The sequence below is a fragment of the Acidiphilium sp. PM genome (assembly GCF_000219295.1).
Lineage (GTDB): Bacteria > Pseudomonadota > Alphaproteobacteria > Acetobacterales > Acetobacteraceae > Acidiphilium > Acidiphilium multivorum.
This window is the reverse complement of the sequence record NZ_AFPR01000469.1, coordinates 1-12,895: the sequence shown is the minus strand read 5'-3', so window position 1 is coordinate 12,895 and position 12,895 is coordinate 1. Positions and strand designations below refer to the sequence as shown.

The window sequence follows — 12,895 nt, the reverse complement described above, 5'->3', positions numbered from 1 at the left end:
ACGGCGGCCGCGGCACATGTCGCCGTGAACGCGCTGATCGCGGGCGCGGTGTCGCGCGGGATGCGCTGCGTCGAGATCGTGACCGGCCACGGACGCCGGACCGGTGGCGAAGGTGTGCTGCGACGCGAAGTGCCGATCTGGCTCAACGACCAGCCCCTGCGCCCGATGATCCTGGCGGTCTGCCATCCGCATGCGGCCAATCAGGGCGCGCTGCGGGTGCTGCTGCGGCGCCTGCGGTCGTGAGGCGGGGCAGATGACGCCGTTCGGCGCCCGGCTGCGCGCGCTGCGGGCCGAACGCAAGATGACCCTGCGCGCCATGGCCGATGGGCTCGGCGTTTCGGCCGCCTACCTCTCGGCGCTGGAACACGGCCGGCGGGGCGCCCCCTCGCCGGGACTGATTCACCAGATTTGCGAACGGCTCGACCTGATCTGGGACGAGGCGCACGAACTCGCCGATCTCGCCCGCGACTCCCGCCCGCGCATCAGCCTGCACACGGGCGGGCTGACGCCGGCGCAGACGGCGCTCGCCAACCGCTTCGCCCGGCAGTTGCGCCACCTTCCGGACGAAACGGTCGCGGCGATCGACGCGCTGCTGCGTGAAACGCCGGCCAGGCCGGCGCCTTCGCTCAGACGGTCGCGATCGGAGTGACCGGCGAACCGACGGCGCCTGGCAGCCGCAGCGGCGGCGCCGTCAGCAGAAAGCGCGTCCGGCCATGCTCGCGCAGCCAGGTGGCCAGCGGCGTCAGGTGCCACAACTCGCCGAGATGGATGCCGTTCTTGAACAGGCAGTGCTCGTGCAGCGGCAGGATCGAGCAACATTCATGCCGGGCTTCCGAGGCCGGGAAGGCCTCGACCGCGTAATTGTCGGCGATCAGGACCGCGAGGCCGCTGTCGCTGATCCATCGCAGGAGCCGTTCGTCGCGGCCATCGAGCACGGCGCAGCTTTCGTGCAGCACGGCCCGGTCGGGCGAGCGGTCCATCTCGAGCACGCGCTGGGCAAAGCCGGTATGGAGGCACACCATGTCGCCGGTCTCGATCGCGATCCGGTCGGCGTCGATCACCCGCATCAACGCGTCATATCCGACCAGAACGCGGGCATCGCCGTAATGGGCGCGCAGGTCGATCATCACGCCCCTGCCCTGCACCCCGTGCGCCGCCATCCGCTCGATGCCCAGGGCGCCGGCGTGGGACGTGCTGTGCAACGCCATGTCCGACTGCACGCCCGCATCCCGGGTTTCGGTCGGGCCGACGATGTCTTCGCCGGCGCGGAAGCCGTTGTAGAAGACCTTCTCGGCCACGCCGTCGCCATCGGCGTCGAACAGGCCGCCGACATGGCTGAGCGCATCCCACTGGGTCGAGTATTGCAGATGGAGAATCGCGAGATCGTCGTTGAACACGTCGGTGCGCGCGCTTTCGGCGCCTGTGAGCGTGCAGTTGAAATTGGGGCGGTCGCCCCGCAGAGTCGGGCGCAGGACCGGCGGATGACGCCGTTCGTTCAGCAGGTTGCCGCCCGGAAAATCGAGCGGCAGGCTGAGGCAGAACACGAGCCCCTCCCGGACCTCGGCCATTCCCTGGAGAACCTTTTCCCGGGTGATCAGGTTGAGACGCCCCCGTTGATCGTCGGGTCCGAAATCGCCCCAGTTCGATCCCTCCGGCCGATGGCGCCAGCGCGGTTCCGTCATGTCATCCTCCCTATGCAATCCGAATGGCCGACCATGAACATCCGGCGCGGCCCATCATGCATGCCCGGACGATCCTGTCAGCACTCTTGCCGATCAGCGCACCGTGCGGCACGATCGGGCCGCAATTTGAGGAGACATCCGAATATGACGATCCATAAGGGGGCCTGTTTCTGCGGTGCCGTCGAAATCGAGGTCAGCGGGGAGCCGGAAGGCATGGGCATCTGCCATTGCCGCTCCTGCCGCTCCTGGTCCGGCGGGCCGGTCAACGCGTTCAGCCTCTGGAAGCCTGAAGCCGTGACGGTCACGAAGGGCGAGGAAAACATCGCCACCTTCGCCAAGACCCCGATGAGCGAGCGCAAGTTCTGCAAGCTGTGCGGCGGCCACATCATGGCGGACCATCCGCCTCTCGGCCTGGTCGATGTGTTTTCGGCAACGATTCCGACGCTCGAGCACAAACCCGCGCTGCATGTGAACTACAGCGAGACCGTGCTGCCCATTCGGGACGGCCTGCCGAAATTTGCCGATTTTCCGGCGGAATTCGGAGGCTCCGGCAACATCATCGCCGAGTGACCGATTGCCGTGGGGCCGGCGCGACCGGCCCCCTCAGTTCACGGTAGCGGATTAAAAGCGGAAGACGCGCAGGACGCTCGGCCCGCCGGAAAACTTTCCGCGCGCCATCTGGAAGCGCAGATAGAGGTAGGCGGCCACCCCGAACACAAACAGCAGCGGCAAGGTGAACACGGCCAGCCAGAACACAATGGCGGCAAATCCCAGCATCAGGCCGAACGCCGCAACGCGCAGCGCAATGACCGCCAGCGATGGATACCGCCCTGGCGGATCGCGAAATTCGCCGGAAATCGTCATATCGATGGTCGGAGCATGGTGCTGCGTCATAGCGCTAAGGTGGCGCGGCAGACGCCTTTCGGCAAGCGCAATCGGCTCACAATGACATGAAGGATTGGCAATCGTCGCAATGACGTGACCGGCAGAGACATTGGTCCATCAAGAGGCCGGCTTGTGCGCCGCGGGGGCGCCTCACCGCCGTTCCGCCCTGGCCCGCGAAATCAAGGCCTCAATACAATGCGACATATGACGGCGCTGCCGGCCTGCTTTCGGCAGGCAGACGAAACCCTGCGATCCATCCCGGCATTTCCTCCGCCCGCATCGGACGAGCGATGCCGTACCCCTGGCCGAACTCGGCGCCAAAGCGACGAGCCATGTCGATGAGTGCGGACGTTTCCAACCCTTCGACCGTCACCGGGATATCCAGCCGCCGCGCAAGTTCCACCAGCGCCTCGACCAGTTTCATGGAACGATGGTCATTCTCGGATATGCCCCGGACCAGGCCCTGATCGATCTTCACCATGTCAAAAGGAAGGTTCCGAAGCCGCATCAAACTGCCGTAACCCGCTCCCAGATCATCCAGCGCCAATTGCACTCCGGCACGATGCAGGGCTTCGATCGCCCGGAGGCCCGCATCGCCACCGCCGATTTCCTGGTCTTCCAGCAGTTCGAGCGTCAGATCTTTCGGATCGAAATCGTGCGTCTCAAGCGCCGCCCGGATCCATCCCGAACAATCGGGATTGCGGAGAGACGTCGGCGGCAGGTTCACCGAAAGATCGACCACGATGCCGAGGCTGCGATACTCTCGAACCGCCTTCATCGCCATATGCATGCCCTCGATGAAAAGCCTGTCGAGATCCTGCTGGCTCAGGATCGGCAGGAACTGGCCCGGGCTGATCAACTGCCCTCCCGGAAGTTCCAGCCGTGCCAAGGCCTCGACCTTGACCACCCGCCCCGTTCGCAGGTCGACGATCGGCTGCATGAACATCTGCAAGCCCCCGTCGAACAGACGGCTCCGCCACCTCTGGCGGTCGGCGGCAGGGAGGAGCGCCAGCGACTCATCGCGCGCCTGCTCAATGCCGCGTGCGGCGATCAGGCCGAGCGCCTCCAGGGAGTCGCGCAATACCGGCGCAGAGAACTGATTGGCTATCCGGCCGTAAAGAACCAGAATGGCACGCACACGACCGCCGGTCTCCGTGATCGGCAGCGCCGCGGCGCTTTGAATTCCCGCCTCGGCGAGGGGCCTGTCATTTGCGTCAGTGTCACGAGCGCCAAGGAACTCCTCCGCCGCGCCATGGACCGGCTCTCCTGAAAGCCAGGCCTCGGCAATGGGATGCCCATCGAGTTCCTTGAGGCTGCGCCCGTCCAGACGCAGCCGCGGTTGCCGTTTCATGGTTGCACGATGAGCCGCGCTTTCCGCTTCGATAACGAGCAGGCCGTCGACACCTTCGGTGTATATGGCGCTGAAGGCGACGAAGGGCCAGGTTTCCATCGCGCCGATGATCGAGTCGCAGACATCGACGCCGCGCGTCTGCCCGCGCGTTTCCAAGGCCAGTGCGCCGAGTGTCCTGTGAATTTCATGGCGCAACCGCGCCGCGGCATCCTGCTGGGTTTCCATGTCGAATTCGCAACGTTGCAGGATGATGTCCAGATATATCTGGCGCTGGCTGACGCGCCCCGGAATCTGCTGGCTCAGTACCGCAATGCGCTGGTAGAGGCCGCTCGTCGCACTCGTCAGCGCACTGATATCGATCCCCAGCGCGACATGCATGCGGCCGACCCGCAACGCCTCGTCCCGATGGCGCTCGCGCGTCAATTCCGGATCGAGCAACATTGCGACATGGCGCCGGAGTCCATTTTCGAGCCTTCTGGCACGTTCTGTGCCGAGCGACTGGATGATGGGGACATTCCGCGCGTCCGCCGCGAAATCGTCGAATACTCCGGCGGCCAAATCGGGGATCAGATGATTGAGAAAGCGCCATCCCCATCCGAGCATGGCATGGTATTCCGGCGAATAGGGGTCGAGATCCCGGCGCCTGATACCGTATTGGCGTTGAATTTGGCCGAAAATGGACACCTCGGCCCGGCCGAGCAACGCCGCCGCCGATCCCGTATCGGCCGGGTAAAGGGCGCTTCCGAGAGAGAGTTTCAGGGTCTCCGCAACCCCTGCCGATATGTCGAACGGCGTTTCGACAACCGCCAGCGCCGCATCGATCCGCGCATGTATCTCGCGCTCCAGGATGCCGACATGAACGAATGCGAAGGAATCCGCGCCGACACGGGCCAGAAGCCGAGCATCCGGCAGCGCCCTGAGGCGTTCGGCAAGGGCGCGCAGAATCCTGTCGCCCGCCTTCCGGCCGTGCCTGGCATTGATTTCCGTGAAGCCCTCGATATCAATCACGATGACAGCCAGTTGGCGGCCGGGGCCGAGGGCATCGCAGAGCCCGGGGATCCGTTCCTCGAACATCGCGCGCGTGCTCAGACCCGTGGCCTCGTCCGTCGTTCGGACCCGCTCGATTGCCTCGGCGGCCCGCTGCTCGCGGCGGCGGCCTCGATCGACAAGCAGCACCAGAAGCGCCATAACCCCGACAAAGAGCGCCTCGACGGCCCAGCGGAGACGACCTGTCCGGACCCAATCGTCGAAGACGACATTTCGGGGCCAGCCCGCGGCAATTTCCAGCGGCAGGCCCGGCACCGGCACGATGCCGGCTTGACCGCGGACGAGAGGTCTGCCGCCTGCCTTCCCGGCAACGCCCGTGTCCCGCTTGTTAAATTCGCTGAAATCGAGCCGGCCGGATCGCCAGGTGGCAAGCTCCCTGTGGTTTCTCAAATCGATCACGGAGAGCGCAAGCGGTGTGCGCAAGCGGTTCGGAAAGGCGAAAAGCCGATCGAGCCTGTAGGGTGTGCCAACGAAATACCGCGTTCGCCCGTCTGGACCCGATGCGCGATACCGCATCGTTATGGCGTAACTATGCACACGGGAGGCAAAGCGCGGCCGCCCCAGCAGATATCCGGCATGGGCTGGCAGGGGTGTGAACCCCGATGCCATCGTGATCGGTCGCTTCGGTTGCCTGATCGTCGACCAGATGATGCGGTTACCGTCCGGCGACTGCACGTTGAACGCATAAAGGCTCGGATGCAGTGCCATGAAGCGGAAAAGAGCGTGCATCGTTCGCGGCGATGGAGATATCGTCCCGTCCGGCTGCGGGGCAAGAAGGCTGATCGCGATGAATTCCAGTTCGGTAAACTGGTTGAACAGGCGCCGCGCGATCGTGCCTGCATATTCCGTCGCGACCGTCTTTGCCTGCGCCCGGATGCCGTTCGCAACATCCTCGAATTCGAACCGCTCGAATGCGCCACAGATCAGAACGACGAGTGCGACAGCAATCCAGAGAAAGCCAACCGCGCCCCTCGACCAGGCGGCCTTGTTAGTACGCATGCATCACAAACTTCCCGATATCGGGGTTATTCTGATCGAAAAATATTAATGCGTAGTATAGGCAGGTATGCTGCCTTTTCCGGTCCCTGGTTCGGCGGCGGCGGGGATTGGTACCCGCCGAAAGGCCTGGCACCGCCGGTCATGAAATCTGCCGTTGATGTCCGCCGTCGCCCGGACCGTTCACGGTCTGGCGGCACGGGCGGCCTGCCGCCTCAATGCGTGACGTAGAGGTAGCCCGAGACGCTGAGCAGCGAGAGCACCGTGGAAGCGAGAATGACCTTCGATGTCATTCCCGCCTCCCGCCGATAGTACTCGGCCAGCATGAAAGGCCCGGTGCCGGTCGGCAATGCCGCCAGAAGGACTGCCGTATGCGAGAGAGCGGCCGGCAGTTCGAATACGAAACTGGCCAATACCCAGGTCAGCGCCGGCTGGAGGACCAGCTTGAATCCGACGAGCAGGCAGGCGGGCGCCGCATCTGGCTTCGTATCCCGCTGCTCCGCAAGGAAAAGGCCAAGCGCCACCAAAGCGCACGGTGACGCCGCGCCGCCCAGCAGTTTCAGGAACGTCTCGGCGGCGGATGGAATTGCAAGCCCGGCGATCGGCACGACGGCGCCGGCCACCGGTGCGACCAGAAGAGGATTCCGCCCGAGCGACCGCACGACTTTCAGGACCATGCGGGCCGGGCGCTGCTCCGTTTGCAGGCCGATTTCGATCAGCACGATCGCGGCTCCGAACAGGACGCAGACGGTGATCATCGTCGCGACCAGGGTCGGCCCGAGCGCATTGCGGCCGATGGCGACCGCCACCAGCGGAAACCCGATGAAGCCGACATTCGCATAGCCCGCATTGAGTCCGTCGATCACCGCATCGGCCAGATGCAATGGCCGCTTCAGGCTCACCAGGACCGTCAACGCGAAGACGGCAAGGCATCCGAGTGCGAACACGGCGATAAAGCCCGGCTGCCAGATCTCCGACAAACGGGCATGCGCGACGATATCGAACAGCAGCGCCGGCAATGCGAGATACACGACGAAGCGGTTGAGTTCGGTCGTCGCATTCGAACCGAGCACGGCGAGGCGCCGCGCCAGCCAGCCGGCGAAGATCAAGGCAAAGACCGGGATGACGATGATGAGGGTCGACAGCATGGCGGGCATGTAGACTCATCGATTGATACTGTCTAATACCGATTAACGTCCCGATTGATGCTTATTCGGTATCATGCCCGATATCCGCCAGCTGCGTTACTTCATCGCACTCGCCGAGACGCTCCATTTCGGGCGCGCAGCGGAGCGGTTGAACCTTACCCAACCGCCGCTCAGCAGGCAGATCATGGCCCTTGAGAAGGATCTTGGGGTGCGGCTCGTCGATCGGCATTCCCGCCATGTGCGCCTGACGCAAGCGGGCCTTCGTTTTGTTGCCGAGGCGCGCGAGATCGTGACCCTCTTCGATCGGGCGTGTCGCAACGCACGCCGCGCGGCTTCCGGCGAAATCGGCGAACTCTCCCTCGGCTTCATGATGCATGCCGCCCAAACCATCGTTCCGAAACTGGCCCGCCGGGTCATGACCGACCTGCCGGGCGTGGAATTGCGTTTGCGGGAGGTGATGCCGAACATATTGGTCAGCGATCTGATGGCGGGGCAACTCGACCTCGGCGTCATGTTTCCGCCGCCGCCGGTGCGCGGGCTCGAAGTCCGGCCGGTTTATCGGGAGCGGCTTTGCGTCGTCCTTCAGGCCGGGCATGAACTGGCGGCGCGGAGCCTGATCTGCCGCGACGATCTGGTAAACCTGCCGCTGATCCTCACGCCCGCCGAAACCGCGCCCGCCTTGCGCAACGTGATTGAAGAGTATTGCCACGCGGGGGGATTCAGACCGACGATCCGGGTAGAGACCCAGTTGCAGACGACAATCGTCAGCCTCGCGGCCGAAGGGATCGGCGCCGGCCTCGTGCCGGTTTCGGTGAGCAGACTGGCCCCTTCGGGCGTGCAGTTCTGTGAATTGGAGGAGGCGCCGACGATTGATCACGTCCTTGCCTGGTGTGCGGCCAACATGAATCCGAGCCTGAAACTGTTCCTGGCGATGACTTTCCCCGAATCAGGTGATCCGGCCATCCATCGTTGAGAGGCTACAATCGCCCCTGCCGGCACAAAGGCGGATGTCGAGGCATCTTCCGACCGGTTCGAATGTCGTGCGTTGTGGCCTGGATGTCCCGTCATGCCGGCAGAACGATTGCCGGACTGAAGGCGCGGCCGCGACCTGGCGCCCTGGCCTATTGTTCGCCGGGCGCCACTGCGGAATAATGTTTCGCGGCCTGTGTATCACCGAACACGGCGCCATACACGACAGCCGCGATAAAACTCGTGGAAATCACGAGCACGATGGCGATCCCGAATAACTGTCCCCGCGACAGACGCTGCATGATGGGCTGAATTATAACGTCAGTCCTTTCCGATCAGACAGTCCCCGGGCAATCACATCTTGATCATCCACGACATGCTGGCCGACAGCACCGTCGAACGGGCTTCGCCCGCCCGAAATTCCATTCCGCCAGACAGCCACAAGCGCAAATGCGCCAATGCATGTCACGGAATGCATTCCGGATACCATCAGCACTCCCGGCAGCGGACCGGACCGCTCCAGCCGCGGTCACACGTCGAGATTGGCGACCTTGAGCGCATTGCCGACGATGAATTCCCGGCGCGGTTCGACGACATCGCCCATCAGGGTCGAGAAGATCTGGTCGCTGTCCTCGGCGTCGCCAATCCGCACCTGCAGCAGGCGGCGGGTCGTGGGATCGAGCGTGGTCTGCCAGAGCTGGTCGGGATTCATCTCGCCCAGCCCCTTGAACCGCTGGATCGACAATCCCTTGCGCCCGATGCCGAACAGGGTTTCGATCAGGCTGGACGGGCCGCGGACCGGCTGCGCCGCGGTTCCGTGCGCCAGTTGCGGCGCGGTCGCGAAGCGCGCCTCGAGGCGGCCGGACCGCTCGGCGAGCCAGCGCGCATCGGATGAGCGCAGCATCGCGAGATCGATCGTGTGCCGCTCGGCAACGCCGCGCACGGTCCGCGCCATGGTGACACCCTGGGCATCCACCGCGACCATCCAGCCGCGTTCGTTCGGCAGCGAAATCGCATCGAGCCGCGCCGCGAGCACGGGCGCCAGATCGCCGGCGGCCTCGGGCGTCGCCCCGAGCAGTCCGGCGATGGCGGCCTGTTCGACATAGGCCACCGGAATATCCCGCGCGAGATCGGCGATCCGCCGCGCCGCCTCGCGCATGAACGGCAGTTCGGCCGCGAGGTCCACACCCTCGATCGCCACCTCGGCCAGCGCGCGCTCGAAGAGGTAGGCCTCCATCGCGTCGTCGTCCTTCAGGTAGCGCTCCTCGTTCCCGCGCTTGACGCGATAGAGCGGCGGCTGCGCGATATAGAGGTGCCCGCGCTCGATCAGCTCGCGCATCTGGCGGAAGAAGAAGGTGAGCAGCAGCGTGCGGATATGCGAGCCGTCGACATCCGCGTCGGTCATGATGACGATGCGGTGATAGCGCAGCTTCGAGATGTCGAACCCGCCCTGCTCCGGCTCGGCCGGGCCGATGCCGGTGCCGAGGGCGGTGATCAGGGTGCCGATTTCCGCGGAACCCAGCATCCGGTCGAACCGCGCCCGCTCGACATTGAGGATCTTGCCCTTCAGCGGCAGGATCGCCTGGGTCTTGCGGTCGCGCCCCTGCTTGGCCGAGCCGCCCGCCGAGTCACCCTCGACGATGAAGATTTCCGACTTCGCCGGGTCGCGTTCCTGGCAGTCGGCCAGCTTGCCGGGCAGGGTCGAGATGTCGAGCACGCCCTTGCGGCGGGTGAGTTCGCGGGCCTTGCGCGCCGCCTCGCGGGCGGAGGCGGCGTCCATCACCTTCTGGGCGATCAGCCTGCCTTCCTTCGGGTGCGTCTCGAACCAGTGTTCCAGCGCATCCGCCACCGCCGCCTGCACCAGCGGCTGCACCTCGGAGGAGACGAGCTTGTCCTTGGTCTGCGACGAGAATTTCGGGTCCGGCACCTTCACCGAAAGCACCGCCGTCAGCCCCTCGCGCATGTCCTCGCCGGAGAGCGAGAGGCTGTCCTTCTTGCCGAGGCTCTCCGCGTATTTGGAAACCACGCGCGTCAGCGCCGAGCGGAAGCCGGCGAGATGGGTGCCGCCGTCGCGCTGGACGATGTTGTTGGTGAAGCAGAGCATCGTCTCGTGATAGGTGTCGTTCCAGGCGAGCGCGAACTCGACCTTGATGCCGCCGGGCGCATCGTCCTTGAACGCGGTAACCGGCGGCGAGAACAGCTGTGTCTTCGCGCGGTCGAGCCAGGAGACGAATTCGACGAGGCCGCCCTCGTAGCGGAAATGCGCCTCCTGCACGGCGCTGTGCCGCTCGTCGCGCAGGTTGATCGTCAGGCCGGAATTGAGGAAGGCAAGCTCCCGCAGCCGCCGCTCGTAGATCGCGAAATCGAACTCGGTGCGGGTGAAGGTCGCGGCCGAGGGCCTGAACGTGACCGAGGTGCCGGTGCCGTGCTCCGACGCGCCGACCACCGCGAGCGGCGCCACCGTGTCGCCGTTCTCGAAGCGGATGAGGTGCTCCTTGCCGTCCCGCCAGATCCGCACCTCCATCCATTCCGACAGCGCGTTCACCACCGCCGCGCCAACGCCGTGCAGCCCGCCGGACACCTTGTAGGAATTCTGGTTGAACTTGCCGCCGGCGTGCAACCGCGTCAGCACCACCTCGGCCGCCGAAATCCCCTCTTCGGGATGAATGTCGGTCGGGATGCCGCGGCCATTGTCGGTCACCGTCATCGAGCCGTCGCCGTTGAGCACGACATCGACCCGGTCGGCAAAGCCGGCCTGCGCCTCGTCCACCGCGTTGTCGATGATCTCGAAGCCCATGTGGTGCAGGCCGGATCCGTCATCGGTGTCGCCGATATACATGCCGGGCCGCTTGCGCACCGCATCGAGGCCGCGCAGCACGCTGATCGAGGCGGCGTCATAGACGCCGTCGGGCGCGGCGGCCGGGTCTTCGGAAGCGGGTACGGCGGTCGAATCGGCGGTGCTGGTCATGCCGGTCAAGCACTCCATTGGGCGGGAAATCTGACCTTACTCATAGCAGAGCCGGCCCCGATTGCCTAATCGCGCGCGGGCATGGCCGGGCGGCGCGCGGGGGCAAAAATGCCAGACGGTCTGTAAGCCGGGTTCTGTCCACACCCTCGCGGATGCTGGACGGCCATTCATCTGGGACACGCATCGCTGCGTGCCTCGCGCGACCAACCCGGGCGACGAGGCGGAATCCCTCCGCGGCCATGATCGCTCATGCCGCCGGTCGCCCCTATTCGGTCTTGCTCCCGGTGGGGTTTTCCCTGCCGCCCCCGTTGCCGGCGGCGCGGTGCGCTCTTACCGCACCTTTTCACCCTTGCCGGCAGGCCGAGGCGTACCGGCGGTATGTTTTCTGTGGCACTTTCCCTGGGGTCGCCCCCGCCGGCCGTTAGCCGGCACCGTCATTCCATGGAGCCCGGACTTTCCTCCGCGCCGCGAGCGGCACGGCGGCCGTCCAACCGTCTGGCCCGCGCTTCTTGGGCGATCGCCAGCGCCCGGTCAATGGGCGCCGAACAGGGCGCGGATCGCCGCGGCGCGGGCGCGCGTGCCGGCATCCGCCACACCATCGACCCGTTCGGGCCGGAACCGCCGCTGGAACGCGGCCACGACCGCGGCGCGGTCGAGCGCCACGTCATAGCCGATCGCGGCGAGATCGGCGGCGAGATCGTCGCCCGCGGCACCCGCCGCCGCCGACCACAGGCCGATCCCCGCGGCGGCGAGTTGCGGCCAGGGAAACAGCTCGCCAGGGTCCTGCTTGCGGTCCGGCGCGATGTCCGAATGGCCGACCACGTTCCGCGGCGGGATCGGATGGCGGCCGAGAATGCCAAGGCAAAGCTCGATGACCGCCGCGACCTGTTGCGGCGGGAACGGGACATAACCCCATTCATGGCCGGGATTGACGATCTCGATGCCGATCGACCGGTCGTTCAGCCCGCGCGCGCCGCGCCAGAAGCTGATCCCGGCATGCCAGGCGCGGTCCCGCTCTGGGACCAGCGCGTGAAGGCCGCCCGCCTCGTCGACGACATAGTGCGCCGAAACCTTCGCCGCCGGGTCGCAGAGCCGTTCGATCGCGGCCGCCGCGCTGCGCATGCCGGTATAGTGGAGCACCAGGTGATCGACCGGCATTCCCGCCGGCCGCGCGTCCCGGTTGGGCGAGATCACGCGCCGCGCTCGCGCTTGATGGCGTCCCAGGCGGCGTTGATCCGGGCGACGCGTTCGGTCGCGCGGGCGATGAACTCCGCCGGCACGCCGCGCGCGGCAAGCTGGTCCGGATGGTTCTCGCGCATCAGGGCCTTCCAGTGGGCGCGGATCGCCTCGGTGCTGGATGTGCGGGCGATGCCCAGCACCTGATACGGATCCTCACCGAGATTGCCGCCCGAAGGGTTCGCCGCCCGGGCGCGGGCCGCCTCGCCCAGGCCGAACAGCGCGCCGATCCGCGCCAGCATGTCGGCTTCGCGCGCGTTCACCGGCCCGTCCGCCCGGGCGATGGCGAACAGCGCGCCGAGCACCTGCTCGAGGGCAAGGCGGTTGTCGGCGAAGCTCTCGCCGAGCTGGCGCGCATAGGGCTCGAAGCCGGACGCATCCTCGCGCGCCTGGTCGAACAGGTGCCCGATCGTCGGGATCGCCGCATCCTCGATGCGGAACTGCCGCTTGAACGCGTCGATCTCGGCGCGGACCACCGGCCCGTCGCATTTCGCGAGCTTGGCGGCGAGAACGGTGGCGCCGATGGCGAACACCTGTTCGCGCCGGCCGAGCAGGGCGGCAAAGCGGGCGGAGTCGAGCGGCAGGCGCGGCCGAGCCGGGCGCCGAGCGAGCC

General features: G+C 66.0%; 11 protein-coding genes and 1 other RNA gene. 4 read left to right on the top strand and 8 right to left on the bottom strand.

Features of this window, described 5'->3' with window-relative positions:
- A partial coding sequence (locus APM_RS14500; RefSeq protein ID WP_007424126.1) for a Smr/MutS family protein occupies positions 1-243 on the top strand: 243 nt, incomplete at its 5' end.
- 10 nt (positions 244-253) lie between these two features.
- Positions 254-649, top strand: coding sequence for a helix-turn-helix domain-containing protein (locus APM_RS14495; protein ID WP_007424125.1), 396 nt, complete (start codon positions 254-256; stop codon positions 647-649).
- Here the strand turns inward: APM_RS14495 and APM_RS14490 are convergent.
- On the bottom strand, positions 627-1,682 hold the full coding sequence (locus tag APM_RS14490) for a cyclase family protein (RefSeq protein ID WP_007424123.1): 1,056 nt from the start codon (positions 1,680-1,682) through the stop codon (positions 627-629). The genes APM_RS14495 and APM_RS14490 overlap by 23 nt on opposite strands.
- Before the next feature lie 144 nt (positions 1,683-1,826).
- On the opposite strand from APM_RS14490, the gene APM_RS14485 reads away from it, so the two are divergent.
- Positions 1,827-2,252: a GFA family protein gene (locus tag APM_RS14485; protein ID WP_007424124.1), complete on the top strand. Its 426-nt coding sequence runs from the start codon at positions 1,827-1,829 to the stop codon at positions 2,250-2,252.
- Between the two features lie 51 nt (positions 2,253-2,303).
- Here APM_RS14485 and APM_RS14480 read toward each other — a convergent pair whose 3' ends face one another.
- The 3 genes from APM_RS14480 to APM_RS14470 form a co-directional block, all read right to left on the bottom strand.
- Complete coding sequence (locus APM_RS14480) at positions 2,304-2,576, bottom strand: hypothetical protein (protein ID WP_012040390.1); 273 nt, start codon at positions 2,574-2,576, stop codon at positions 2,304-2,306.
- A 178-nt stretch (positions 2,577-2,754) separates the two neighbouring features.
- Positions 2,755-5,964 (bottom strand): EAL domain-containing protein, encoded by a 3,210-nt coding sequence (locus APM_RS14475; RefSeq protein ID WP_007424121.1) that lies wholly within the window; start codon positions 5,962-5,964, stop codon positions 2,755-2,757.
- A gap of 212 nt (positions 5,965-6,176) precedes the next feature.
- The gene (locus APM_RS14470) at positions 6,177-7,118 is read right to left on the bottom strand and encodes an AEC family transporter (protein ID WP_007424120.1); all 942 of its coding nucleotides are present in this window, start codon (positions 7,116-7,118) and stop codon (positions 6,177-6,179) included.
- Between the two features lie 64 nt (positions 7,119-7,182).
- On the opposite strand from APM_RS14470, the gene APM_RS14465 reads away from it, so the two are divergent.
- Positions 7,183-8,082 (top strand): LysR family transcriptional regulator, encoded by a 900-nt coding sequence (locus tag APM_RS14465; RefSeq protein WP_007424119.1) that lies wholly within the window; start codon positions 7,183-7,185, stop codon positions 8,080-8,082.
- 525 nt (positions 8,083-8,607) lie between these two features.
- On the opposite strand, the gene gyrB is transcribed toward APM_RS14465, so the two are convergent.
- The 4 genes from gyrB to APM_RS14450 all read right to left on the bottom strand — a co-directional run.
- On the bottom strand, positions 8,608-11,046 hold the full coding sequence (gene gyrB / locus APM_RS14460; RefSeq protein ID WP_012040386.1) for a DNA topoisomerase (ATP-hydrolyzing) subunit B: 2,439 nt from the start codon (positions 11,044-11,046) through the stop codon (positions 8,608-8,610).
- 107 nt (positions 11,047-11,153) lie between these two features.
- Positions 11,154-11,545: RNase P RNA component class A (rnpB, locus tag APM_RS19855), an RNA gene on the bottom strand.
- Positions 11,546-11,577: 32 nt separating this feature from the next.
- The gene (locus tag APM_RS14455) at positions 11,578-12,240 is read right to left on the bottom strand and encodes an N-acetylmuramoyl-L-alanine amidase (protein WP_007424117.1); all 663 of its coding nucleotides are present in this window, start codon (positions 12,238-12,240) and stop codon (positions 11,578-11,580) included.
- On the bottom strand, positions 12,237-12,895 hold a 659-nt coding region (locus APM_RS14450), incomplete at its 5' end, for a molecular chaperone DjiA (protein WP_007424116.1). The genes APM_RS14450 and APM_RS14455, both read right to left, overlap by 4 nt.